The sequence below is a fragment of the Sphingobacterium multivorum genome (assembly GCF_039511225.1).
GTDB lineage: Bacteria > Bacteroidota > Bacteroidia > Sphingobacteriales > Sphingobacteriaceae > Sphingobacterium.
The window spans coordinates 2,658,882-2,684,292 of the sequence record NZ_CP154261.1 but is presented as its reverse complement, the minus strand read 5'-3'; the positions used below and the strand labels follow the sequence as shown (position 1 = coordinate 2,684,292).

The following is a 25,411-nucleotide window of genomic DNA, read 5'->3' as shown; positions in this document are numbered from 1 at the left end:
TTTTATTGAATTATATACTAAATACTGTGTTTATAATGTTTAAAAGTCTTTCTTTTTACAGCCGTCGTAGATCATTTGTCCGGCCATTTTTGCAAAATTTCCCCAGCTGTTATCGATCGCAAATTGAGTTGAATTGGTAAATAAATGCTCCATCATGCTTTTGTTGGTCATCAACATTCCCTGGGCATTAAAATCATCAATTAAAACCGATTTTATAACGTTTTCATAATTATGGGCATTTCCAAAATTTCCTACTCCTGAGATGAAATCCTCCTGGTTTTCATTACAGCCACCCCATGTTAAATAGGCATTCATAAAGATATTCGGAGGAATTGTGTTGATGGCAATCCCACCGTAATTGAGTTCATTGATGGCCTGATGAATTCGTCCTTCGTGCTTTTTCATCGTATCATTATCAACTGCGATCATGCAGCCAAGTGTTCCTGAAAGCTTTTCATTGCAGAATGTTGTTGCTTTTGTAAGGTAATCATCCACATTATTTTCAGTGTCCAAAGCTATTTCGGAAAAGATCTGGCAGAACGCTTCATTTTTAACCGCATAATCGTCTTCGTGAATATTGGGAATTAAGACCACATCGGTTGTGGGGTACTTACCGTTTTCAACTTTTAAAACTTCAGCTGTCGGCTGATTTTCGAGAAAAGCTTTTTTTGTTTCCTCTACACCAGGATAATACGTTCCGACTGCATAGGTATCTTCTGAAATTGCTTTTTTGACTGCATTCAAAAACGGCTCTCTCTGTGGCCACTTTTTTGAAGTTATAATGGTCTGTACTCTTCCACAGACTGCTCCCCCGTTCATCTTGCCCACAGAAACGACTTGCAATGCCTGGTGTTCTATTTCCTTAGCTGTCCATGGCTTTTCGCCTGGAATAATCAATAATGGATTGTTCCCGCCACATTCTGAAATTAATGGTGCTTTGGCTTTTTTCTGGATAGCGTGGGCAACTCCTGAAGAACCTGTAAAATAAATGGCATGTAATCCCTCAAGTCCTGTCATCGCTCTTCCTTCTTCCGGTTCAATGAAGACCAGACCTTTTCGGTCAATAAGAGGCTGAAATATTTTTGCCCAAATTTTATCCGTTTCCACATTGTTTTGATGTGGCTTATGGATTACTGCCTTGTTTTCAAAGAATAGTGCTTTTACCATTTCTACTGATGAACTATAGTTTCCTGCTCCTGAAATAGCAATAATTCCGGAAGGTTTATCAAGTGGATTAATCTGTTTTGGTTCTCCTTCTACATACAGATACCCTTTTTGCTTTCCTGCCAAAATTTTATCTTTCGGAAAAATGGGCCAGGTCTGTATGGATGTGTTACCATCCCCTAATTTTTGAATACTAACCGACTCTAACATCTCTCCATTTGCCAATTTTTCGTACAGATGTCTACTTGCCATAAGTACACCTGCAACAGGTCCTGCTGTTCCCGCCAGCCCAAACGCTTTTGTATAAATTTCAGTGCCGATATAATCGTTTTTCATTTTTATATCTGCCAAAGCAAGCTTTTCAGAATACTTATTTAAGTTGTTTTGAATCTCTTCAAGCAGGGTAAGTTTTTCTACTGCTGACGTAGCTGCCCATGATTCCGGGTGTAAATAGTCAAATGCTTCTTGTGCTGTCATAACTTTATGTTTTAATTATAAGACAAAGGTAGGCTGCCTATTTTGAGGGGGTTAACACTTTTTATTGATATTAAAACACTATTTGCAGATGTAACTAAAATAAAAAGCGATTCATATATTTTTATGAATCGCTTTTCTCATTAGATTTTCAGCCTTAGCTTAGTTGAGCTGTTTATAAGCTAATGGCGTATAGCCCGTTTTGGATTTAAAGAGCCTTGTGAAATAGTGGGGATAATTAAATCCTAAGAAATAGGCTATTTCATTAATAGTCTGGTTGGTTCCCAAAAGGTAGTTTTTAGCCAGTTCTATTATATAATCATTAATGTGATCTTTGGCCGAACGTCCGGTTTCTTTTTTAAGGAGATCACTGAAATAATGAGAAGAGAGATTGAGTTTTTCGGCAAAGTAATTTATGGTGGGAAGGCTGTTTTTCAGCTGCTCTTCTGCATCGAAATATGATTTTAATTCCTTTTCAAAACGTGAAAAGATATCTTTATTTTGGTTGGTTCTGGTAAAGAACTGGCGATCATAAAAACGCAGGCAATAATTTAAAAGCAATTCAATATTAGAAACAATTACCCTTTGGCTATGGCTATCGATTCGCTGAGAAAATTCATTTTTAATATTGGCAACCGTATCGGTTATAAGGACTTCTTCATCTTCGGACAGATGCAGTGCTTCCACAACTTTATAGTCAAAAAATGAATATTCCGATATTATGCTGCCCAAATGTGTACCTCTAATTAAATCAGGATGGAAATAAAGCATCCAGCCTTTTACTTCTCCCGGTTTCATTTCTTCTTCAATTGTATTTACCTGCTTCGGACCCGAAAATGCCATTACCCCTTCTTCGAAGTCAAAGTGATTTCTTCCGTATTCAATACCGCAATCTTTATCTTTCAGGGCAATCATGTAAAGATCCAGCACCACCTTTGTTCCGATCTGGGATTCCGGAACATTGATTTGCGCAGCATCTATTAAAGCAATGAGTGGATGCTTGGGTTTATCAAATCCAAAAACACTGCATAGCTCGCTGACTGAATTTATAGTGATAATTTGATTTTTCATATCGGAAATTTATATGACAAAATTAAGACTCTTTGCTTTCTGAAAATTACACAAATTGCAGATAAGGTAACAGATATTACAGATGTACATTTCATTTCCGGATACTTATTAAGTAGGGTAAATGAAATAGTAATGTTTTTTAACCGAATTATTTGTCCAGTCCATCCTATCAATCCAATTTTGGTACTAAATATACTTTTGCACATTAGAGCCATAAAGAAATATGGGCTAAAGATCATATTGCATTTTTTTTGAGCGGATATTAAATGAGATAAATTACTTATTTTAAAAGAGACCATTTCAAAAAAAACGGTCTCTTTTTTTATATTATTTTTAACCGTAGTTTATAACATAATTATAATCTTTTTTAATACAATTTAAACTCTTTGATCTCCTTATAATCAGAATAATCTACCGTCTGGTAATATTTGTCTTTTGAAAAGCTTTCGAAGTGCTTCTCCTCTGACTTTTTAAATACAACTCCTTTTACACCATTTATATCTTCCAATTCGACAGTCAGCTTTTTACCATATAGCCTAGAGTAAGCTGTACTAAAAGTCTCACACAGTGATTTTGCGTCATTTTCTGGAACTTTCGGCAGCCAGGACACCATCCATTGGATCCTTTCGTCCACATGGTCAGTCATATCAAGCGCACAGTGTCTCCAGAAACATTTTACTTCAGCGGCGCGGGCTTCACGGCCCAGCTGAACTAACCCTTGCAGGCATTCAATAGTGAGATGATAATGATTATTTTTGACAGCCGTACATCCCAAAAAGCCTAAATCCTCGATACAGCGATATAAAATATCTGAGTCCTTTAGGAGGATCGCTTCTTGCCCTATCTTGGTCAAATAATAGGCAAAATGGGTAAGATGTATGCTAAAAAACGATTCCCTCTCTCCTGTCTCAGGTTCATAAACTCCTTTCTGCGCGAGCTCCCGACAAAGGGAACCGATGTATAGCACGCAGTCGCGGTTGGTCGACATAGCTGTCTTTGCATAACGAACCAAGATTCCAACAAATTCATTGTAGGGGGAAGTAGTTTGAAGTTTATTAATTGCCTTTTCCTTTAAAAAGTCACCTGTCTTATATACCAGCCCAGAAATCATTGGTACATTCTTGGTACCGACCACCTGCCCAAGAATAATTTCGAAGGTATCGGTAACCTGCTTATTCACAGAAAAACGGAAAGAAAAGTGGATCAAAAATGAAATATCACAAGAAACATACAATAGATGGCATTCCACTTATAATAAAGATATAAAATCCTTGAACAGTACTATTGAACGTCTTAATACGGATCAAGGACACGTTTTTAAAATCCTTGAAAATAAACTGGAACTCTTAACTGATCTATGCCATGTTTATGATTCAGCAGATACAATGCAAAAAAGGGAATTTGTGAACTTGGTGTTCGACAGCAACCTCTACTATGAAAAAGGTATCTATCGAACACCTACAATGCTAGACTTTTTGTCGCATAATCACTTGAAAATGAAGGAGAAAGGATTACTTATTTACGAAAAAAAAGAGGGTCTTTTAGAAAAAGACCCTCTCAGCGGAGAGTGAGGGATTCGAACCCCCGAACCTGTGACAGTTAACGGTTTTCAAGACCGCCGCATTCGACCACTCTGCCAACTCTCCGCGACAAAAGTACGAATTTTCACACTCCCACCAAATTTTATTTTATATATTGCGCTTATTGAGCTTTTATAAACTGAATATCAGCACTAAATTTTACTTCGTCACTTACCATTACCCCTCCTGTTTCCAACGCCGCATTCCAATTAAGGCCAAATTCTGAACGTTTGATTTTTCCTTCTACAATAAATCCAGCTTTCGTATTTCCCCAAGGATCTTTTTGGATACCCGCAAATTCCAAGTCGAAAGACACCGGTCTAGAAACGTCACGGATTGTCAAATTTCCCTTAATTTCATTATTCTCCAAGCTCGTTGCTTCAAATGTAATTGCTGGATATTTCTCTACATCAAAGAAATCTGCACTTTTTAAATGACCATCACGTTGCTCATTACGTGTATTAATCGATGCCGTGTCAATAACAACTTTCGCAAGGGCATTTTTAAAATCTTCGCCCTCGGCGTCAACATCTATTTTAAAACTGTCAAAGTTTCCTTTAACGTTTGTAATCATCATGTGTTTTACTTTGAATTCTATCTCGCTATGTGCAGCGTCTAGTTCCCATTTTCCTTGTGCCATAATTTTATGTTTTTTCTATTTGTTTAACAACACAAAGTTAACAGCAGTTTTATTCAATTTGTTTGACCTACATCAATAAAATAATCTTATTGAAAAGCAATCAGTTATTGAAAAACCACAAAAAAAAGTCAGTGATATTTTGGAAATATAACACAAATGTCTACTTTTGCATTACCGAAAACGACGCGCCAATAGCTCAGCTGGATAGAGCATCGGTTTTCTAAACCGACGGTCTCAGGTTCGAATCCTGATTGGCGTACTTAAAAGCCCCTCTGTATAACAAAGGGGCTTTTTTTATACATCAATCTCAAAATATCCACGATAGATACGCAAGCTTGAAAATGATAACAAGTCGTACTGATCTTCCACCTATCTCCCCTTCTCACTTTTTAAATTGCCCCTATTATTTCCTCACAAACTCTCCTACGCGTTTATCTTTAATGACTCCCGACCAGTTTAAACCATAACCAAAATCGTAAGCGTGTCCTGCTTGATCAACATACACTTCCATGTCAAAAGGCACGTCCTCAGCTTGTTTCTCAACTGTAGCCATGTTTGCGGGCATTTGAACAGGCAATAGACCGGAAGGTTCATACTTTCCAAACATAACATCCAATACAGCCTGTGTTGATACTCCAAAATTTAGAATAATACCTGATACCTCCTTTTCAAACTCAGCAAATACCATGGGCTTGTTTGCTGTCACAGACACCAAAATAGGTTTACCCTTCATCATATCCTTCGTATCCAATATTGTTTGAAGATCCATCACATTCGCAGCAGTCACCATTTTATTCTTATAAGACCTATTCTTAATCGATGGATCGATTACAGGATCACCCGCGGCAATACTCTCCGCTCGTGCATCTGAGGCTGTATAAGTGCCATACTGCAAGGAAATCGGAACATAGCCATTTCCACCATTCTTGCGATCTCTTTCGCTATATCCACCTTCGGCACTGATCGGGCTCTGTATAAACACGACTGCAAGGTCAGCTTCACTAGGGTTATCGGTTAAATCTGCATATTTCCGCAAGAGATCAATATTGACAGGGTATTCCAATCGTGCCGGTGTATAGTTTCCCCACCAATCTTTCATTGCTGCCCTATACATCTTCGGAACATAAACTTTCTTCCGTCCACGAATAGGCAATTGCTGATCACTATTCTTTAGTAAAACAACTGACTTTACTTGTGCCTCGTATCCCTCCTTCATATAGAGCGGATTTCCAACGGTAGCTTGGCTCTCCTTGACATCCAAATACGGATTTTCAAAGAGTCCTACTCGGAAAATATTCAACAGAAGCCTTCTGGCAGAAGCCTCGAACCGTTGCCGCATAAATTTCTGTCCGTGCTCTTTCACGCCCAATTCATAAGCGGCCAATACAGGAGCCTTATCGTTATTGCCACCAAATTGATCTACGCCTGCCATTAATGCCTTATAATGACGCTCTGCCACCGACAACTGTTCTACCCCCCAGGGTTTGCCTGCAAATCCATCAGGCTTAGGTGCTTCATCCCCCGTAATCAACCAGTCCGAACAGATCACACCATCGTAACCGTAAGTGCCACGCAGCAAGTCTGTAAGCAAATATTTGCTATAACCATTTCCCACATTTTCACCATTTTTCTTGTCCTGACCAAAAGAAATCGTATAGTACGGCATAACTGCGGCTGCCTTGCTCGTCTTTCCAGCCAATTGGAAAGCTCCATTGACAAATGGCATAATATGTTGCTTCAGGTTATCACCTGGATATACCGCAAATTTTCCTATAGCCCAATGGCCGTCCCGACCACCTTCCCCTGGCCCACCACTGGGCCAATGTTTCACCATAGCGTTGACACTCTTATAGCCCCAGCCTAAGGCAATTTCGTCTTTTCCACTCGATGTCTGAAAACCATCGATATAAGCTCTAGCCATCGCTGTTGTCAACTCGGGACTCTCTCCAAAAGTCATACCGATACGATACCAACGCGGTTCGGTACCCAAATCTATCTGTGGTGATAATGCCGTCGTGATGCCCAAGGATCGATATTCCGTAGCCGCTACTTGCCCAAAACGTTTGACGATAGCTGGATCGAATGTCGCCGCCATCGCAAGCCCATCCGGCCACATCGAAATTTGCCCCCCTGCCCCAGCGTTGAACTCTGCACTGACAACAGCATTATGACGTGGGTCGGAACTATTATTCGCCGGAATCCCCCATCCCAAGCCTTCCACAAAACCTTGTAACTCATTATTCCAGCGGGCAGCGGTCTCTGGATCTTTTACTGCTGTCAACAGGACATGCCTCAGCCCATCTTTCTCCAGAAACTCACGCTGCTGATCGGTCAGAGCCCAAGGTGAAACTAGACCTTCCTGATAGTTTTTTCCTTGATAAGTGCCTCCCATAAATCCAAAGGCCGGTGCCGGTAAAGCTTGATGCCTGCTATACAACATAAGCCCAGCAATCTGATCAACAGACAATTTTGAGGCGAGATCTCTAGCTCGCTCCTCTGCTGTCAAACGCCAGTCTTCATAACGGTCTAATTTTCCATTTCGATTGAGATCCTTAAATTTATTTCCAGCAATACTTAGGATCTTCACGCCCGAAGCTGTTGAGTACCCCAGAACAGGGCCATACTGATTCTCAATCTTTTGATAAACCTGGCCGTGTGCTGAAAAAGTTAAAAATAGACTGAAAGATGAAGCGAATAGTAGGTTTCTTACATTCATAAAATCTGTTAGTTTAATACATGAGTTTGTAGTCAAACATTCGCCTCACGGCTAATAAAACATTTGGCTTAACACGTTATAATCAGTTATTTACATTGCTTCATAATGAAGCAATACAAGTGTACAATCTTTTTGTTCAATTACAAAATAAAATCAACAAAATAACACAAACAACTAATTACCAATAAATTGATTTATCAAAAAAGCACCTAATGTAATTTTTGCATAAGGAATTGTTCGAGTTTTATCCCGCAACTTACCTCTCGTTGCGATATTTTTTTGTAATATTAACCCAAAGACAGCAGTTATATGGATTTCAGAACACAGCTTATTAACGCATCAGCAGAGAGCTATGAAAAATTTCTACCTCACATTTCTGTGGATACCGTCGTCTTTGGCTTCGATCAAGGTTCCTTGAGAATCCTTTTGCTAAAAATGAATTATAATAAAGAATGGTTTCTGCCTGGTGGCTATGTAGGGAAAGAGGAAGATACGGACGAGGCGGTCAAACGCGTACTTTACGAACGCTCAGGTGTCAAGGATATATTCTTGGAAGAATTTGCGGTATTTGGATGCCCACAGCGCAGCCAGCAATCCTTTGCAGATTACCCAGACACATTGTGGAACAAACAGCGATTTATTTCAATTGGTTATTACGCGCTTGTAAACTACAAACACGTAATTCCTCAACCTGATTCCTTAAGTGAGACTTGTCAGTGGATCGACTTTAGAGACATCACTGAGCTCAATATCACTATGGATCATCGCAAAATCATCAACAAGGCTCTCCGGACTCTTCGCGAGCGGCTTTCTTATAAACCAATAGGATACAATTTGCTACCGGACAAGTTTACACTGACCGACCTGCAAGGACTCTATGAAACAGTGCTTGGTAAGAAACTTAATCGTGGCAATTTTTATCGAAAAATGAAAAATATGGGTATCCTCCAAAAACTTGACGAACAGCGGAAAGGCGGAGCCCATAAAGCTCCTGATCTCTATAAATTCAACGTGGAGACCTATAACACTATTTTACAGGAAGGTCTAAATACCTGGTAGTCAGATCACCGATACATTTTTACCAAATACATAATAGATCAAAAGCTAATTGCTGCTGGCATAGACCAGCATACTTCCATCGACTAAACTAACCTGCGAGAATCTGAGATTTGCAGCCTTTAAGTCTAACCTTAAATTGATCTATGCAATATATTTATTGACAATATTTTCCAAATCTTCCAAATCAAAAGGTTTAGATAGAAAATCATCTGCTCCGGCACGATCTGCCAGGGATTGAATATCGTTGTTTGCCGACACGTAAATTACGGGAATATGGCTAAAACGCTGATCTGATTTAAGCAATCTGGTTGCTTCAACCCCACCTATGTTTGGAATCCAGTTATCCATTAAAACAAGATCGGGCTCTGCAGATTCCACCTTTTGGATAATATCATGTGAAGTTTCCGAAACTTCAACGTGAAACCCCAAATCAGTCAAAACAACCGTTATAACCTCCAAAATAATGGTATCGTCCTCAAATATCAATACAGTTTTTGTTTTACTCATATAAAATAGTTTATATATACCGTCATTGTTTTACATGAGGCACAAAAGATTCATGCCTGCCTGCAATCCCCTATAAGGTATAAAGTTTTTTCCAAATCTTTTGATCCCCAACAGCTGTAAAGTTATGCTGAATACCTGAAAATCGTATGGTTTCTTTACTACCTAATGCCAAATATCCTAAATTTTCTAGACTCGCGTCAAATAATTTAAAAACACGCTCCTGCAAATCTTTATTAAAATAGATCAACACATTCCGACAAAGGATTAATTGAAAGCTATTAAATGATGTGTCTGATACCAGATTATGGGTAGATAAAATCATTTTTTGCTTAAGATCGGCATCGAATTTTGCCCATTCATAATTTGCTGTGTAATATTTCGAAAAGTCCTGTTTTCCTCCAGATTCTATATAATTTTCGGAAAAAGATTTTATCTGGCTCAATGGATATACACCATTTCGGGCAATATCGAGTACCCGGGGATTAATATCCGTTGCATAGATCAATGACTTGTGATACAGATTAGCCTCTTTTAGCAAAATGGACATCGAATAAGCTTCCTCTCCTGTGGAGCATCCAGCAATCCATACACGGATCAACGGGTATGTCCCCAATTGCGGCAAAATTTCCTCCCGCAGTTGACGAAAGAATAAGGGATCCCGAAACATCTCGGTTAAGTTGACAGTAATCTCTTCAACAAAGTGCTGCAAAAATGCGGGGTTGTCCTTCAACATAAAGCGAAGTTCAGCAAAACTTGCCAAACGGTCATTCGTCATAAGCCGATTAATCCTCCGCTTCATCGATGCACGGCTATACTGCAAAAAATCATACCCGTAGTCGCGATAGATATCTTCAAGCAAAATATCTATTTCATGGTCTTTTATGATACTATAGCCCAACATTTAGATTAACCGTTCAATTTCACCCATCAATTTATCAACATCAATCGGCTTCGAGACATAAGACTGGGCTCCAGCTTCCAAGCATTTCTCCCGGTCTCCACTCATCGCCTGCGCTGTCACGGCAATAACTGGAATTTTGCCCAGCAAACTCGAATTTCGGATCAGCTGAATCGCCTCATAGCCATCGATTTCAGGCATCATCATATCCATCAATATCAGCGCTACACCTTTATTCGTCTCCAAGATCTCGATAGCCTCGCTTGCACTCGTGCTGCTCAACACTTGATATCCCTTCGCTTTCAACGTCAAACGCAATGCAAAAATATTGCGTTGATCGTCGTCCACAATTAATATTACCTTATTCTGATCCATAAATCCTTCATCCTCAATTTTCATATAGCCACACACGCAATAAAGAAAGTAGTTGATCAATATCCACCGGCTTCGAGATGTAGTCCGACGCGCCTGCCTGAATACATTTTTCACGGTCCCCGATCATTGACTTTGCCGTAACAGCGATGATTGGTAGTCTGGCATAATCTACATGTTGTCTGATATTCTTAATAGTTTCGTAACCATCCATCTCGGGCATCATCATGTCCATCAATACAATATCAATAGGTTCTCCTGATGTCAATACTTCCAACGCTTCCTTACCGTCCATTGCAGGAATTACCTTCACTTGAAATTTTTCCAACGCTTTAGTCATCGAGAAGATATTCCTGACGTCATCATCAGCAACAAGGACCCTCTTGCCCTTCAACACGTCGGTCAACGCACCAAGTCCATTGTTCTTCCTTCTTGCGTCGTCTGAATTATTAACCTCAATCAAATGAAGAAATAAGCCGACCTCATCCAAAATCCGTTGATAAGAATGAGCCGTCTTTACAACAACGGAGTCTGCGTATTTCTTAATTTTCAATTCTTCAGCTTTGGACAGATTCTTACCTGTAAAGATAATGATCGGCAGGTTCTCCAGTCCTTCATGCTGCTTGATGGCTTCCAACGTATGATATCCCATTTCGTCAGGCACACCCATATCCAAAATCACACAATCCACATCTGCTGTACGTAAAGCAGTGATACTATCCGAAACATTATCTTTTACTTCAAGTGATATATTAAAACTACTTAAAAAATAAGACAATGCACTTGCATGCTTTGGATTCTCTTCAACAATAAGCACCTTCTTCGGCGAACGGCTTAATGCCGATTCAATTTTTTGGAATACCGAAGTCATTTGTTCCAACGCAACAGGTTTATTAATAAAATCGATCGCCCCTTTTAATAAACTTTCTTTCTTCACCTCAAGCGAAGACATGATATGCACTGGAATATGCCGCGTAGCCTTATTACCTTTCAATTGATCCATGACAGCCCATCCATCCATAATTGGCAATTGAATATCGAGCAGAATAGCAACTGGATGATACTTCTGCGCAGCTGGAAGTGCATGGTCACCACGAACAACAACTACACCTTTATAGTTTTGTGTATGTGTATATTTCAAAAGTGCCTTGGCAAAATTAACATCATCCTCCACAATCAAAATCACCTTGTCTCCCTCTGCAACCGTATCTCGATCATCTGGAATCTCCTCGGGGATCCTAATTGTGACCGGATTATAGGTATCTTCTTTAACAATCTCAATCACCTCTTCTACTTCCGAAGATATCTCCTCAACCAATTGCTGCTCCTTCGTCAATATCTCTTTAACTTCAACTTTGGACTTCGGAATAATGAACAAAAAGGTACTACCTTTACCCACTTCGCTTTCCAACCTGATCTCTCCACCAAGCAAACGTGCAATCTCCCGGCTAATAGAAAGTCCTAGGCCAGTACCGCCAAACTTCCGCCTCGTTGAGCCATCAGCTTGTTGGAAGGCTTCAAAAATAATTTTCTGCTTTTCAAGTGGTATACCAATACCCGAATCGACTACAGCGAATACCAATCGATCGTGATCACTTGGATCTTCATAGATTTCCAGACGTACTTCGCCTTCTTTGGTAAATTTTATCGCATTTGAAATCAAATTACGGAGTACCTGATCGATGCGAAGCCGATCTCCCTCAAAGCGAGGTGCGATCTTAGCACTGACAGTCGTCTTAAAAGCCAAACCCTTCTCCTTTACAATGGGTAAAAACAGGCTATTCAAATCGGACAAAATATCATGCAGATCCAACGACGCATAATCTAAGGTCATTTTACCGGACTCAATTTTCGATAGGTCCAAAATCTCATCAATCAAGGTTAACAAACTCGTCCCTGAACTTTGAATGACTTTAGCTGATTCAATCTGATCTGAATTTAAGTTTTTCTCTACATTCTCCGATAGCAAACGAGATAGCAGCAATATCGAATTGAGTGGTGTACGGAGTTCATGGGACATATTAGCCAAAAACTCAGATTTATATTTAGTACTCAGCGCCAATTCTTCTGCTTTCTGCTGAATTTCCTGATTTCGTTCGGCAATCATCAAATTCTTATCTTCAAGCAATCGTGAGCGTTCCTCTAGTTCTTGATTGGACTGCATCAGTTCCTCGTGTTGCACTTTGAGCTCTTCCTCTGAAGACTGCAAACGCAATGTCTGCGCCTCCAATTCAGTATTTAGGCTTTCAAGCTCGGCATGTTGCGTTAATAGCTCTTCAGACTGTACCTGTGTTTCCTCCAACAATGTCTGGATTTTCGCCCTTCCTTTTGCTGAAACTAGTGCAATACCAATCTGTCGGGCACATTCAGTCAAAAATACTTGTTCTACCGCAGTAAAACTCTCCATTTGGCCAACTTCCAATACACCCAGCACTTGATCATCAACCAGCATCGGTAAAAAAATAATATGCTGCACATGGATCTTTCCATTGGCAAAGCTAACCACGTAATCCGTAGCATGCAGGTTTTGAAGTATCTTAGATTCCCGGTCCACAAATACCTGTCCGATGTAGCCTTCGCCTGGTAAAAAATACTGCTGTGTCTGCATATCCAAACCGTATGTCCCAGAAAGTTCCAACTTGTCATCGTTAAAAATATAGATCGCACCACTGATAGCACCGGTATAGCCGACAAGGCTTTTGATGGAATCCGCAGCAATTGTTTGCTCGCTCTTATTCCCCATTAATCCAGTGTAAAGTTTAGCATAGCCCGCATGAAGCCAATCATTCTCTGTTAGCTGTTCAAACGATTTTTTCAACGCTTTGGACATCCTATTGACGGCTTTCGCAATTTCGCCGAGATCATCGTCTCCGATCTCCTCTGCCTTGACATCATAATCCCCCAAAGCGATCCGGTTTGTGATCTTCTGAACCAAATTTAGTCGTCTAGAAATACCTTCGTCCTTCTCACGTAATGATTTCTCGAGTGCTGCACGTTTTAAAAAGTCGGCACGTAATCTGAAATAAAAATAGCTGGTAATAATAAGGGAAAGCAAGGCACTGATAACAATAAACAAGGTTGTAATAAACGAAGAATTATCCAGATTAGCCGATTTCCTATCGATATTATCTTCCTCATACTGATTAATATCCTTGATAATTGCGCGGCACTTGTCCATGGCCATTTTACTCTCATCCAGTTGCGCTAAGCCGAACACGCCACCCTTTCTCTTCGTTGCAACTGATTGCTTTAAAATGTCGAGCCGCCATTTTGCCGCAATTACAAGACTGTCTACCCGAACCTTCTGTACCGGATCCTGCTTGGTGAGTGCTTCTATCTCCTGCAATTCTTTGGGCAAACTTTCTAATGCATTATTAAAAGGTTCTAAATAGCTTTCTTTCCCAGTCAGAAGAAAGCCCCGGTTTCCGGTTTCAGCCCCTTGTAAAGAAGCAAGTAAACTAGTTGAAGTGCTAATAATTTTTCTTGTTACCGCAAGCTCCTGGCGATGCCTATTTTGTTCCTGTATACCAATGTAGGATGCTGTAGAACTAATAAGCAGCACGACCAATGAAAAACCGATCCCCCACGTTAGATTACTGAGTGTCTTACTATTTGGCATTCCTAAGTTAATTTAATGGTAAGGTAAAATAGAAGGTTGCACCACGCTCACCCGAACTCTCCACACCAATCGTTCCCTGATGGCTTCGTATAATTTCGGCGCAGATGTAAAGGCCTATCCCGAGTCCCTGGAAGTCAAATGACGTTTCTTCCACACGATAAAATTTCTCAAAAACATCGGCTTGCTTCTCCGCAGGTATCCCTATTCCGAAGTCGATTACACTGATCTTCACGGCGTCATCGACAACCGTACAATCAACGATGACTTTTTCTGTACCTGCAGCATATTTGTATGCATTCGTCAAGAAATTCACCAATACCTGCTCAAGACGGATCTCATCACCGTATATTTGTACCGCTGTGATATCACCGGTTCGAATAAGCTTCATGCTGCTTTGGTCATGCGTCTGAACAATGGAGTCGACGGCACTTTTCACCATATGCTCAAGTGAGAATACTTTTTTATTGATAAGCAACTTCCCGTTATCAATTTTTGATAGATCTAAAAGATCCGATATAAGACTGTTGAGTTTATCTATTTGTCCTTGCACCCGATGAACATACTTTGCTTCCGCACTTTCCTCTTCCAATTTCAACTTACGGTCAAGCAACTGCATATAAGCCTTTATACTTGTCAACGGTGTTTTCAACTCATGACTGGCAATGCTCAGAAATTCATCTTTCTCTTTTTCCGCCCGCTTCTGTGCGTCAATATCGGTAAAAGTCCCTATCCAGTTACTTTCGCTATTCTGCAGGATTGGCCATACACGTAACAACTGGTACGAGTATTCACCGCAAATGCTCTTTTTCAAGCGAACTTCCATCTCCAAAGGTTCACCTGACTGAAGGCTACCATGAAGCGCGGCAGCAATAGACCGATCTCCAGGATAGGTCTGCGGAAAAATAGTGGCGTCGTCAGAAAATTGAAACCAGCGGCCATTAACAAAATCAATATTGCCGCTCTTGTCACAAGTAAATGCAATTTGAGGAAGCGATTCCAAGAGCGTATGCAAATAGTCTACTTTCGATCGAAGCTCCTGCTGCGCCTGCTTTCGTCTTTCCACTTCCAGCTCCAGCGTCTGCTGAACATCTTTCAATGCCTGCGTTTGCTCATAAAGCCGATAAAACGTCTTGACTTTCAACATCAGAATATCGGGATCAACAGGTTTGGTAACATAATCCAAACCACCGGAGTCATAGCCTTTCGTAATAAATCTTTTATCTGTATTGACCGCAGACAAAAATATGATCGGTGTTTCCTTTGTCTTACTAAATCCGGCAATATTTTCGGCGACTTCAAAGCCGTCCATATCCGGCATTTGAACATCCAATATGATTAATGCATAATTATTTTTTAGGATCTTTTTTAAAGCTTCTTCCCCAGATTGAGCGGTGTCAACTTTAAAATTCTTGGATTCCAGCAATTTTTGTAAAGAGTATATATTATCCGGATTATCATCGACAATTAATATCATAGTGTATTAAAACTTAGCATCAAGGTTAACAAATCTAAAAAAATTAACTGAATACCCCCAACATAAATACGCAAAGACAACAGTAAATTGAAAACACAGCAAATAAGTAAAACTTTAGTCCACGAAACCCTGTTTTAATGAATAATGATAAGTTTTACATCAAAAGGTATTTACTGTGTTCCGGGCAAGTTTTATCTTGATCCATGGCAGCCAGTTGATTTGGCAGTCATCTCTCATGGTCACGCAGATCATGCCCATTGGGGAATGAAGAAATACCTCTGTCATCATTTTACAGTCAATATCTTACGCAGCCGCATAGGTCCAGACATCCAGGTTCAGGGCCTTGCCTACAACGAAGCGATATACATCAATGGTGTCAGAGTCTCTTTACATCCTGCTGGCCATATCATTGGCTCTGCACAGATACGCCTGGAACATAAAGGTAAAGTTGTGGTTTTTACGGGGGATTACAAGATTCAGAATGATGGCTTGTCCACGCCTTTTGAACCTATAAAGTGCCATGAGCTTATTACGGAAAGTACATTTGGGCTCCCCATTTACCGCTGGGAGTCTGTCGAACAGCAAAATGAACGCTTACAAGCCTGGATTAAAAACAACCAAAACAACAAAAAAACCTCCGTGTTTATTGGCTATTCGCTTGGAAAATCACAGCGCATTCTCAATGCTGTTCATGAGATGGGTCCCGTATACGTTCATTACAGCATTGCCAAGCTAAACGAAGCCTATAGTCAAGCAGGTATAAAATTACCAAATTACCGCATCGCCGATTTAAAATCGGAGCTCAAGCAGCTTGACAATCAAATTGTGCTGCTGCCGCCCGCTTTGCTGGACAGTCAACTTCTACAGAAAATACCGCATGTCGCCCATGCGATCTGCTCCGGATGGATGCAAATCCGTGGCGCACGGCGATGGCGCAGCGCTGATGCCGGCTTTGCGATCAGCGATCATGCCGACTGGCAGGGCTTATTGCAGGCGATACGTGGTAGTGCTGCCGAAAAAGTATATGTCACACACGGACAGACGGCAACATTTGCCAAATATCTGAATGAAATCGGTATTGAGGCCGAAGAAGTTAAGACGCAATACGGAGATGAAGAGGACCCTCAAACCCAAACAACAGAATAGCGTATGAAAGAATTTGCTACATTGATCCATGCGCTTGACAGCAGCAATAAGACCAACTCGAAGAAAGAAGCTATTTTAACCTTTTTCAACCAGGCTTCCGAAAAAGACAAACTTTGGTTTCTTGCCCTGATGACTGGCAAAAGACCAAAACGCAGCATCGCGATCAAGGATCTCAAAACATGGACCTTGGAAATCACAGGAATCCCCGAATGGTTATTTATAGAATCGTATGCTGCAGTAGGTGATCTGGCCGAGACCTTGTCGCTGCTGCTCCCACCACCGTCACAGCTGATCGAAAAAAGTCTGAGTGAATGGATGGACGAGATCATTGCCATTCGGGATGACAGTATAGCCCAAAAAAAAGCTTTTGTTCTTCGTTCCTGGAATGCACTAAATACCGTTGAGCGTTTCATTTTCAATAAGCTGCTTGGCGGAAGCTTCAGGTTAGGTGTTTCGGATAAGGGATTAATCAATACAATTGCGCAGTACACCAACAGCGAAGCAAGCGCAGTAGCGCATAGTATCATGGGCGAATGGAATCCGCATGCGGTAGAATTCGACAAACTCGTCAATGGCGCTTACAGCGATACCAACCGCTCCAAACCTTATCCATTCTGCCTTGCCTATCCTTTAGAAAAGGGCCCCGAAGAGCTAGGCTCCCTAGCCGAATGGCAGGCAGAATACAAATGGGACGGTATACGCGGCCAACTCATCAAGCGCGAAGATGAAATACATATCTGGTCTCGCGGAGAGGAACTCGTGACAGCGCAGTTCCCTGAAATTACCGAAGCCCTCAAACAATGGAAAGGAAGCTTTGTGCTTGACGGTGAGATCCTCGCCGTCAGAGACGGCCGTGTCCTCAACTTCTCTGAACTGCAAAAACGAATCAACCGAAAGACCATTCCAAAGTCGCTGCGTGAAGAAGTACCTATTTCAGTCTACCTTTATGATATTGTCGAACTGGATGGTATCGATCTGCGCGATAAGCCTCTTGCATACAGACGCACACAACTGGAACAGCTTTCAGCCGCAAACTCAGACAGCACGCTACAGCTTTCCCCCTTAATACAGGTGCAAAACTGGCCAGCCCTCCAAGACATACAGGCAAACTCGCGCGAGGTAAACAGCGAAGGACTAATGCTCAAGAAAAAGGACTCCGCTTATCATGCCGGCCGCAAAAAAGGCGACTGGTGGAAATGGAAGGTAAACCCCATGAGCATAGACGCTGTCCTCATTTATGCACAGAAAGGAAGTGGCCGCCGAAGTGCCCATTATACCGATTATACTTTTGCCATAAGGGATGATGATCAGCTTGTAACGATCGCAAAAGCCTATTCAGGTCTTACAGACAAGGAAATTCTAGAAGTTAGCCGCTTTGTGAAACAGAATTCATTAGAGAAATTCGGCCCAGTAAGAACCGTTAAACCTGAACTAGTTTTTGAAATTGCCTTTGAAGGCATTGGATACAGCAAACGTCATAAATCTGGTGTAGCGCTACGTTTTCCGAGGATATTACGCTGGCGAAAAGACAAGACCGCCGCAGAGATCGATAGTCTTGAAGATATTAAAAAGTTGATACAATAAGGCATAGCTTCATACACATTGAACGCAAAGATAGCACATAGTGAAGGTTTTCGAATAATCAGTGATTATTTCAAATCGCAGGGAAATACCCCTTTTAGCTTCCAGACCAGGGCCTGGGAAAAATATGCGCAAGGATACAGCGGGCTGGTTATCGCGCCCACAGGGTTTGGAAAGACCTTCTCCCTATTTATGGCGGTATTGATGGACTTCCTCAATCATCCGGAACATTACCAAAAGGGCCTAAAGCTCCTCTGGATTACACCTCTACGCTCCTTGGCCAAAGATCTTGCGCGGGCCATGCAAACAGCAATAGACGAAATTGGACTCGACTGGATCGTACAGGTGCGTAATGGTGACACCGATCCCAAGATCAAAGCGCAGCAAACCCGCTCCATGCCTGACGTTTTGCTTGTTACTCCAGAAAGCCTGCACTTATTGCTTGCTCAAAAACAACGCGATAAATATTTTAAAAATCTCCGATGTGTGACGGTAGACGAGTGGCACGAGCTCATGGGCAACAAAAGGGGCGTAATGGTCGAACTGGCACTTTCCTTTTTGGAAGCATATACAAAAAACCTACGCGTCTGGGGTATCACAGCCACCATCGGCAATCTCAATGAAGCAATGGATGTTTTGCTCCCCACAGCCATAAAACGTATCCAGATTATTGCCAAAGAGAAAAAGAAAATTGCCATCAAACCGATATTCCCCAGCACAGTGGAACTGCTTCCCTGGGCAGGGCACCTCGGCGGCAACCTCGTAGATCAGGTCGTCCCGATTATACTTGCCAGCAAAAGCACCATTATCTTTACCAACACACGGAGCCAAAGTGAGATGTGGTACCAATTGCTGTTGCAGGCTCACCCCGATTTTGCCGGACAAATCGCCTTGCACCACAGCTCCATTGACGCGCATATCCGCGAATGGATCGAGGACAATCTCAGCAGCGGCAAACTTAAAGCAGTCGTATCGACCTCTTCCTTGGACTTAGGGGTAGATTTCAAACCCGTGGATACAGTGGTACAGGTTGGATCAAGTAAAGGTGTAGCTCGATTTATGCAACGTGCTGGAAGAAGCGGACATAGCCCTTTCGAAACCTCCACGATCTATTTCGTTCCCACACACTCCCTGGAGCTCATCGAAGTCGCCGCCCTGAAGGAGGCCGTAAAAACGCAGACGATTGAAAACCGGGATCCCATGGTTCAGACCTTCGATGTGCTTGTTCAATTCATGGTAACCATCGCCTTGGGCGGTGGATTTCGTTCGGAAGAATTGCATGCCATCGTCGCCAGTACCCATGCCTTTCACTACATGGAAACGGAAGAATGGCAATGGTGTATGTATTTTATTACCGCGGGTGGAAAAATTGGAAAACGCTACGAAGAATTTCACAAGGTTATCCAGGATGAAGAAGGCAAATGGATCATTAAAAACCGCCGTCTTGCACTGCTTCACAGACTCAATATCGGTGCCATTGTCGGTGATGCCATGATGCGTGTTAAGTTTCTCTCCGGTGGCTACATCGGCATGATCGAAGAATATTTTATTAGCAAACTTAAAAAAGGTGAACGCTTTATCCTTGCGGGGCGGATACTCGAACTTGTGATGGTGAAGGAAATGACCGTATTCGTAAGAAATTCGTCGGGTAAAGCCATTACTCCGAGCTGGCTCGGTGGAAGACTTCCCTTATCATCCAATTTGAGCCATTTCCTGAGAAAAAAATTGGCTGCAGCAGCCAGCGCTCCCTCCAGTGAAAAAGAGCTTCATTTCCTGGCGCCACTGATCGAAAAACAGGCTGAACTTTCAGCCGTGCCAAGTGAAGCGGAATTCCTCGTCGAACATATCAAAACCAGAGAAGGTCATCATCTATTTTTCTACCCCTTGGAAGGCCGATTGATCCATGAAGTCATGGCAGCGCTTGTCGCCTACCGCATCAGCAAGTTGTACCCGATCAGCTTTTCCATGGCCATGAACGACTATGGCTTCGAACTCTATTCCGATAAGGAAATTCAGCTCAGTCAAATGCAGCTCGAACAGGTATTGAGCCGCAGCAATTTGATGGAAGATGTGATCAGTAGTATTAACTCTGCAGAAATGGCCAGCCGCAAATTTAGGGATATCGCCGTCATTTCCGGGCTGGTTGTCCAAAACTATCCCGGCACCCAGCAAAACAACAAATCGTTGCAGGCCTCATCAGGGATTATTTTTCGTGTATTAATGGAACACGATCCCACTAATCTTTTGCTCAAACAGGCTTTTACCGAAGTATTCAACCAGCAACTGGAAGAACATCGGTTAATAAATGCATTCGAAAGGATCAATCAGAGCAAAATACGTTATACCTTTGTCGAAGAGTATACGCCATTGAGCTTTCCGATAAAAGTGGATAGCCTCCGGCAATCCCTGTCGAGCGAAGCCTTGATTGAACGGATTCAACGCATGGAAAAGACCAATGCTCAAAAAAAGAAGCGCAGAAAATGAAAATCGGAGAACAAACAATTACATTCAATAAACAGGAATTAACCCTTAACACACAACGCTCTATATACTGGAAAGACCAAAAAACGTTAATCTTATCTGACCTGCATCTGGGCAAAGCGGCACATTTCAGGAAGCATGGCATTGCTATCCCGACGGATACTGCCATAACGGACCTTACTCGATTAGAATCCCTAATAGCGTACTATCAAGCTAAGCAAGTCATCGTTGTCGGCGATCTCATTCATGCCGGCATCAATCAGGAAGTACTTTTACTGGAATCATTCAGACAACGCCACCCTGAGCTCCACCTTCATCTTGTCAAAGGCAATCACGACCGCCTATCGCAACAAATGGGCATTCGCTTCGGTATAGAGCATCATAAAGAAGTTTTCGAAATGCAACAGATCCAATTTAAACACCACCCCGCTGATGCAGCAGATTCCTCTTCATTTCGGATTAGTGGCCATATCCATCCGGGTATCAGCCTGGTTATTCCACCGAAACGGAAGGTTCGCCTACCCTGTTTTCTGGTATGTACTCATCAGATTATCCTTCCCGCTTTTAGTACTTTTACGGGATTGGACAGCAAAGACCTGTCTTCCCTATATCAAAGTTATGCTATTTCGGACGATCATATCTTCCCGATCAGAAGAAACTAATCCAAGCAGCAGTTTATATTACATCTTGAGCTCCCCGGGAGAGATTCCGTAATATTTTTTAAACGCACTGCTAAAATTATTCTGGTGACCATAGCCCGTCAACAAGGCCACTTCATAGACGGTCATTTTATCTTCGAGCAGATAACTTTTGGCTTTTTCCATCCGCACCCGTGTAAGGTAGTCGTGAATGGTCACTGAAAAATATTCCTTAAAGTCCTTACGCAATTTACTTTCACTGGTTAGCACCTCCGCGGCCAGTTCTTTTTGCGTCGGTGGATTGGCAATACGCTGTTCAAGAATCTGTCTTGCCATCTCCAGTCGCTGCACATCCTCCTCATGAAAGAGCACATCACTGCTTTCAGTTTTCTCATTGTATTGCTCAAATTGATACATTAGCAGCTCAACAATACGCGACTCGGTATGAAGCCTGCGGATTTCGCCCTTTTTTTTGGATTCAATCAGCTCGCTTATGGTATGCTGCATCTCATAGGTCGCCATCAGATCTTCTTCGGAGAAGGAAACGTATTCGCCTTTTTCGATCTCGTGTACAAATTGCTGATGCAATAACGAATCGCGTTTGATCAGATTGAGGTAGTACTCCTTGGAAATAACGGCTATAAAATAAGTATATTCAATACCGGGTTCCACTTCATGGATGGAGTTGACCGAAGGAATATAACGTATGTTATGCCGGCTCATGCCATAAGGCAATTTGCTATCTGTCGGCTTGAAGAAAATAAACTGACTTGTTATCGTCTCACCCTCAATTTCAGTAAGAACCTGCACCGGCCGGTCAAACTGCATCTTAGCATGCAGGATAAACAACCCCGATGTCGAAAGTTGAAAATTCTCCATATGGACTGGGTCCTTGGAAATCGAGATTCTATTTTCGACCAACGGTTTGTCGGGAACATAGCTATCCGGAATTTCTTCTTCAAAAAGCCAATCTGCCAACTCTACTATTTTACTTTTCACCAACATGATTACAAATCCTAAATAAGCCTGAAGCAGTTAAAATTAACGAAATAAGATGGTATTCTAAAATTATTTATAATCTTTCTAAATAACATAGTTAATCCAAGTCAATATCCATTTCCTCCAACTGAACATAAGGTTTCAATGTTCTTGGGTTCATAATGACATTTGACTCGACCGAAAAGATGGTATAGATCTCTTTTTGGGCCAATACTTCCACCGGTGTACCATGAAAAAGCTTGCGACCATTTTTGAGCATCAGAATACGATCGGCATACATGGCAGCAAAATTAACGTCGTGCACGATCAGCACCACCATAAATCCTTTTCGGGCAAGTGCACGTGCAATGGCCAATACTTTCTGCTGATAATGCAGATCCAATGCAGAAATAGGTTCGTCCAATAACAACAGTGCATCTGGATTATCCCATATCTGTGCTAGGATACGTGCAAGATGAACACGCTGTTGTTCACCGCCGGAAAGGCTCAAAAAATCCCGTTCAGCAAAAGCAGATACCCCGCAAAGTTCCATAGTTTCGGCCACGATCTTATAGTCCTCTTGTTTGGGTGTATTCTTATAATGCGGATACCGACCCATTAGCACAATCTCTTCTACGTTAAAGCTCAATGTCATCTGCTGTTGTTGGCTCAGCAAAGCCCTACATTTGGCCAAAGCCGCAGGTTCGTATGCAGACAGCGCCTTGCCATTGAGATGAACAGCTCCCGAATCCGGTTTCTTTTCACCACAAAGCACCCCCATCAGCGTCGACTTACCAGCGCCATTAGCTCCGAGGATTGCCAGAATTTCACCTTTACGTACCTGAAAGGTAATATCCTTCAGAAGCTTTCGTCCGTTCACTTCGTAGTTGATCTTCTCTACACGTAGCATAATGCAATTATTTTTAAAGCCTTTGTCAAAAGACTATTTATCTTTGATTAAAATATACAAGAATACCGGTGTGCCCAGTAAAGCTGTAATCACGCCGATGGGCAATTCGATGGGTGCCACAGCGACCCGTGCAATCACGTCTGCCAACGTCAGCACCAGCGCCCCCAATAATAATGAACCCGGAAGCACAAATCGGTGATCCGCTCCACCCATCAAGCGAACGGTATGCGGAACAATCAGTCCGACAAAACCAATAATACCCGATACCGCAACTGATGCTCCCACAGCAAGTGTGGATAAAACAACCACCCAGCGTTTGACGCGATCGGTACGCATACCCAAAAGATCTGCCTGCAACTCCCCAAGGGAAAAGGCATTCAGCGACTTTCCAAATAAGGGCAAGATCAGCAGCGGGATCAAAATAAATGGCGCCAAAGCTCTTAAGTTATCCCAAGTAGCCCCACCAAGACTGCCCAGCATCCAAAAAGTGATGGTACGTAACTGTTGCTCTGTAGACATATAGGTCATCAAACCTGTCAGCGCACCCGCAAAGGCATTGATGGCAATACCCGCCAACAGCATCGTCGTCACATTGGGGCGGCCATTTTTACTGGCAATACGGTAAACCAAAAAAGCGGTTAAACCAGCGCCCACAAAAGCGCCAAAAGCCAATATATAATAGCCAATCCAAGCAGCCAAAGAGGTGAATAGAAAAGTCTCAAAGGCAATGATCAGTACCGCAAAAAGGGAAGCTCCAGATGAAATCCCGATCAATCCGGGCTCCGCTAAGGGGTTGCGGAATATACCCTGGATCGCAGCACCGGATATACCCAATGCTGCCCCCACCAAAAGTCCAAGCAAAAGACGCGGCATACGAATCTCGAAAAGAACATCTGCTTGCATATTATGCACAACTCCGGCACTCCCCAAGTGCAATTTTTGCATCAACATCGTTAAGATATCCGCGGGCGAAATAGGGTAAGCCCCCAACCCCAAGGCAACAATACTGACGACACCCAATACCAGGCCCAAAGCCACTAGAATAAATTTCTGTTTCTTTTGCACCGGCTTTATTTTGAATCCATCACTTTTCCAAATCCACGGTGCAATGCTAAGATCGCATCTGGCAGCCGATTACTGAAATTGACCAGCAGCGAGGCATTCATCACCAAGATACGTTCGTTTTTACCCGCATTCGTGATACGCATACCCGGCAATTTAAGGATAGCATCCTGCCCCCCAAGACTACTTGCGCCAAAATCAAATAGCAACACAATATCTGGATTGGCCTGCACCAGCGCTTCCGTTGTATAGGGTTTGAAATCCGAAAATTCCTGAACGGCGTTTTTACCACCAGCCAGATTAATCATCGCATCTAGACTACTGCCTTTACCCGCCACGCTCATGGTACCCGTACCACGGGCATATAAAAACAATACTTTGGGTGCTGCTTTACCTTGGTTTTCCTTTTTCACCAATTCTATGGTATGATCCAGGCTCAATTTTGTTCGTGAAACCAGACTTTTACCGGCAGCAGATTCACCGACGGCATCTGCCACCTCCTGGATGTAACGAAGCGCACCCGAAACAGAATAGCTGGGCTTAATGGAGACAAACTTCACGCCAGCCGCGCGAATCTGATGAATGACTGCTTTGGATACATCACCTTCATTTGCAATGACGATGCTTGGCTTAAAAGATAATAAACCTTCGGCCGATATCGAACGGTTCTTGCTTACCCTCGGCAAGGCCGCCGCTGCTTTGGGCGATATACTTGTCACATCGGTAGCGACCATGCGCTCACCTATTCCCAGTCCGTAGATCGTTTCGGTCAACGAACTGTTTAACGTAATGATTCTCTGCTGTGCCCTCGCCCATCCACCGATTTGCATCAAAAAACACAGTATAATAACATAAAATCTACTCATTGTAATTCTTTATCTCCAGTATGGCGATAGCGGATTTCCAGGAATGGTTTTACCTCTCGCCGTAAAACTTGAGTACAAAACAAATCAATAATCAGTCTAAATACAAATTATATCATTTCTTTTAAACTAGTACATCATAACATAAAAAAGAGAATAAAACACTTATAAACAACGA

General features: G+C 42.2%; 19 protein-coding genes and 2 tRNA genes. 6 read left to right on the top strand and 15 right to left on the bottom strand.

Annotated features, from left to right (window positions below):
• Positions 1–39 precede the first annotated feature (39 nt).
• The 5 genes from AAH582_RS10920 to AAH582_RS10900 form a co-directional block, all read right to left on the bottom strand.
• Positions 40–1,641, bottom strand: coding sequence for an aldehyde dehydrogenase family protein (locus AAH582_RS10920; RefSeq protein ID WP_343322153.1), 1,602 nt, complete (start codon positions 1,639–1,641; stop codon positions 40–42).
• A 159-nt stretch (positions 1,642–1,800) separates the two neighbouring features.
• Positions 1,801–2,709, bottom strand: a complete 909-nt coding sequence (locus tag AAH582_RS10915; RefSeq protein ID WP_343322152.1) for a helix-turn-helix domain-containing protein — start codon at positions 2,707–2,709, stop codon at positions 1,801–1,803.
• Between the two features lie 367 nt (positions 2,710–3,076).
• The gene (locus tag AAH582_RS10910) at positions 3,077–3,889 is read right to left on the bottom strand and encodes a hypothetical protein (RefSeq protein WP_343322151.1); all 813 of its coding nucleotides are present in this window, start codon (positions 3,887–3,889) and stop codon (positions 3,077–3,079) included.
• Positions 3,890–4,270: 381 nt separating this feature from the next.
• Positions 4,271–4,355: transfer RNA gene (locus AAH582_RS10905), tRNA-Ser, on the bottom strand.
• 55 nt (positions 4,356–4,410) lie between these two features.
• Positions 4,411–4,929 (bottom strand): YceI family protein, encoded by a 519-nt coding sequence (locus AAH582_RS10900; protein WP_046676084.1) that lies wholly within the window; start codon positions 4,927–4,929, stop codon positions 4,411–4,413.
• Positions 4,930–5,114: 185 nt separating this feature from the next.
• Here AAH582_RS10900 and AAH582_RS10895 point away from each other — a divergent pair.
• Positions 5,115–5,188, top strand: a tRNA-Arg gene (locus AAH582_RS10895).
• Positions 5,189–5,332: 144 nt separating this feature from the next.
• Here the strand turns inward: AAH582_RS10895 and AAH582_RS10890 are convergent.
• Positions 5,333–7,645 (bottom strand): glycoside hydrolase family 3 protein, encoded by a 2,313-nt coding sequence (locus AAH582_RS10890; RefSeq protein ID WP_343322150.1) that lies wholly within the window; start codon positions 7,643–7,645, stop codon positions 5,333–5,335.
• Between the two features lie 309 nt (positions 7,646–7,954).
• On the opposite strand from AAH582_RS10890, the gene AAH582_RS10885 reads away from it, so the two are divergent.
• Positions 7,955–8,704, top strand: coding sequence for an NUDIX hydrolase (locus AAH582_RS10885; RefSeq protein ID WP_112374665.1), 750 nt, complete (start codon positions 7,955–7,957; stop codon positions 8,702–8,704).
• A gap of 141 nt (positions 8,705–8,845) precedes the next feature.
• On the opposite strand, the gene AAH582_RS10880 is transcribed toward AAH582_RS10885, so the two are convergent.
• The 5 genes from AAH582_RS10880 to AAH582_RS10860 form a co-directional block, all read right to left on the bottom strand.
• Complete coding sequence (locus AAH582_RS10880; protein WP_046676081.1) at positions 8,846–9,211, bottom strand: response regulator; 366 nt, start codon at positions 9,209–9,211, stop codon at positions 8,846–8,848.
• A gap of 70 nt (positions 9,212–9,281) precedes the next feature.
• The gene (locus AAH582_RS10875) at positions 9,282–10,112 is read right to left on the bottom strand and encodes a CheR family methyltransferase (protein ID WP_343322149.1); all 831 of its coding nucleotides are present in this window, start codon (positions 10,110–10,112) and stop codon (positions 9,282–9,284) included.
• Positions 10,113–10,508: a response regulator gene (locus AAH582_RS10870; RefSeq protein WP_343322148.1), complete on the bottom strand. Its 396-nt coding sequence runs from the start codon at positions 10,506–10,508 to the stop codon at positions 10,113–10,115.
• The gene (locus AAH582_RS10865) at positions 10,498–14,100 is read right to left on the bottom strand and encodes a response regulator (RefSeq protein ID WP_343322147.1); all 3,603 of its coding nucleotides are present in this window, start codon (positions 14,098–14,100) and stop codon (positions 10,498–10,500) included. The genes AAH582_RS10870 and AAH582_RS10865 overlap by 11 nt, the downstream gene beginning before the upstream one ends.
• Before the next feature lie 7 nt (positions 14,101–14,107).
• Positions 14,108–15,574, bottom strand: a complete 1,467-nt coding sequence (locus AAH582_RS10860; RefSeq protein WP_046676078.1) for a hybrid sensor histidine kinase/response regulator — start codon at positions 15,572–15,574, stop codon at positions 14,108–14,110.
• A 144-nt stretch (positions 15,575–15,718) separates the two neighbouring features.
• On the opposite strand from AAH582_RS10860, the gene AAH582_RS10855 reads away from it, so the two are divergent.
• Genes AAH582_RS10855 through pdeM form a run of 4 tightly spaced genes read left to right on the top strand, consistent with a single transcriptional unit; the run spans position 15,719 to position 21,444 of the window.
• The gene (locus AAH582_RS10855) at positions 15,719–16,720 is read left to right on the top strand and encodes a ligase-associated DNA damage response exonuclease (protein WP_343322146.1); all 1,002 of its coding nucleotides are present in this window, start codon (positions 15,719–15,721) and stop codon (positions 16,718–16,720) included.
• A 3-nt stretch (positions 16,721–16,723) separates the two neighbouring features.
• Entirely contained in the window at positions 16,724–18,304 is a 1,581-nt protein-coding gene (locus AAH582_RS10850) for an ATP-dependent DNA ligase (RefSeq protein WP_343322145.1), read from the top strand.
• A gap of 18 nt (positions 18,305–18,322) precedes the next feature.
• Entirely contained in the window at positions 18,323–20,785 is a 2,463-nt protein-coding gene (locus AAH582_RS10845; RefSeq protein ID WP_343322144.1) for a ligase-associated DNA damage response DEXH box helicase, read from the top strand.
• The gene (pdeM, locus tag AAH582_RS10840) at positions 20,782–21,444 is read left to right on the top strand and encodes a ligase-associated DNA damage response endonuclease PdeM (protein WP_343322143.1); all 663 of its coding nucleotides are present in this window, start codon (positions 20,782–20,784) and stop codon (positions 21,442–21,444) included. The genes AAH582_RS10845 and pdeM overlap by 4 nt, the downstream gene beginning before the upstream one ends.
• An 18-nt stretch (positions 21,445–21,462) precedes the next feature.
• On the opposite strand, the gene AAH582_RS10835 is transcribed toward pdeM, so the two are convergent.
• The 4 genes from AAH582_RS10835 to AAH582_RS10820 form a co-directional block, all read right to left on the bottom strand.
• Complete coding sequence (locus AAH582_RS10835) at positions 21,463–22,425, bottom strand: helix-turn-helix transcriptional regulator (protein ID WP_343322142.1); 963 nt, start codon at positions 22,423–22,425, stop codon at positions 21,463–21,465.
• A gap of 91 nt (positions 22,426–22,516) precedes the next feature.
• The gene (locus AAH582_RS10830; protein WP_343322141.1) at positions 22,517–23,308 is read right to left on the bottom strand and encodes a heme ABC transporter ATP-binding protein; all 792 of its coding nucleotides are present in this window, start codon (positions 23,306–23,308) and stop codon (positions 22,517–22,519) included.
• Positions 23,309–23,341: 33 nt separating this feature from the next.
• On the bottom strand, positions 23,342–24,373 hold the full coding sequence (locus AAH582_RS10825) for a FecCD family ABC transporter permease (protein ID WP_343322140.1): 1,032 nt from the start codon (positions 24,371–24,373) through the stop codon (positions 23,342–23,344).
• A 5-nt stretch (positions 24,374–24,378) separates the two neighbouring features.
• Positions 24,379–25,236 (bottom strand): heme/hemin ABC transporter substrate-binding protein, encoded by an 858-nt coding sequence (locus AAH582_RS10820; RefSeq protein ID WP_046676071.1) that lies wholly within the window; start codon positions 25,234–25,236, stop codon positions 24,379–24,381.
• Positions 25,237–25,411 lie beyond the last annotated feature (175 nt).

Excerpts from the sequence above, each read along its gene's own strand:
- AAH582_RS10920 (WP_343322153.1), bottom strand. The coding sequence starts at position 1,641 with ATGACAGCACAAGAAGCATTTGACTATTTACACCCGGAATCATGGGCA.
- AAH582_RS10915 (WP_343322152.1), bottom strand. The coding sequence starts at position 2,709 with ATGAAAAATCAAATTATCACTATAAATTCAGTCAGCGAGCTATGCAGT.
- AAH582_RS10900 (WP_046676084.1), bottom strand. The coding sequence starts at position 4,929 with ATGGCACAAGGAAAATGGGAACTAGACGCTGCACATAGCGAGATAGAA.
- AAH582_RS10890 (WP_343322150.1), bottom strand. The coding sequence starts at position 7,645 with ATGAATGTAAGAAACCTACTATTCGCTTCATCTTTCAGTCTATTTTTA.
- AAH582_RS10885 (WP_112374665.1), top strand. The coding sequence starts at position 7,955 with ATGGATTTCAGAACACAGCTTATTAACGCATCAGCAGAGAGCTATGAA.
- AAH582_RS10880 (WP_046676081.1), bottom strand. The coding sequence starts at position 9,211 with ATGAGTAAAACAAAAACTGTATTGATATTTGAGGACGATACCATTATT.
- AAH582_RS10875 (WP_343322149.1), bottom strand. The coding sequence starts at position 10,112 with ATGTTGGGCTATAGTATCATAAAAGACCATGAAATAGATATTTTGCTT.
- AAH582_RS10870 (WP_343322148.1), bottom strand. The coding sequence starts at position 10,508 with ATGAAAATTGAGGATGAAGGATTTATGGATCAGAATAAGGTAATATTA.
- AAH582_RS10865 (WP_343322147.1), bottom strand. The coding sequence starts at position 14,100 with ATGCCAAATAGTAAGACACTCAGTAATCTAACGTGGGGGATCGGTTTT.
- AAH582_RS10860 (WP_046676078.1), bottom strand. The coding sequence starts at position 15,574 with ATGATATTAATTGTCGATGATAATCCGGATAATATATACTCTTTACAA.
- AAH582_RS10855 (WP_343322146.1), top strand. The coding sequence starts at position 15,719 with ATGATAAGTTTTACATCAAAAGGTATTTACTGTGTTCCGGGCAAGTTT.
- AAH582_RS10850 (WP_343322145.1), top strand. The coding sequence starts at position 16,724 with ATGAAAGAATTTGCTACATTGATCCATGCGCTTGACAGCAGCAATAAG.
- pdeM (WP_343322143.1), top strand. The coding sequence starts at position 20,782 with ATGAAAATCGGAGAACAAACAATTACATTCAATAAACAGGAATTAACC.
- AAH582_RS10835 (WP_343322142.1), bottom strand. The coding sequence starts at position 22,425 with ATGTTGGTGAAAAGTAAAATAGTAGAGTTGGCAGATTGGCTTTTTGAA.
- AAH582_RS10830 (WP_343322141.1), bottom strand. The coding sequence starts at position 23,308 with ATGCTACGTGTAGAGAAGATCAACTACGAAGTGAACGGACGAAAGCTT.
- AAH582_RS10820 (WP_046676071.1), bottom strand. The coding sequence starts at position 25,236 with ATGAGTAGATTTTATGTTATTATACTGTGTTTTTTGATGCAAATCGGT.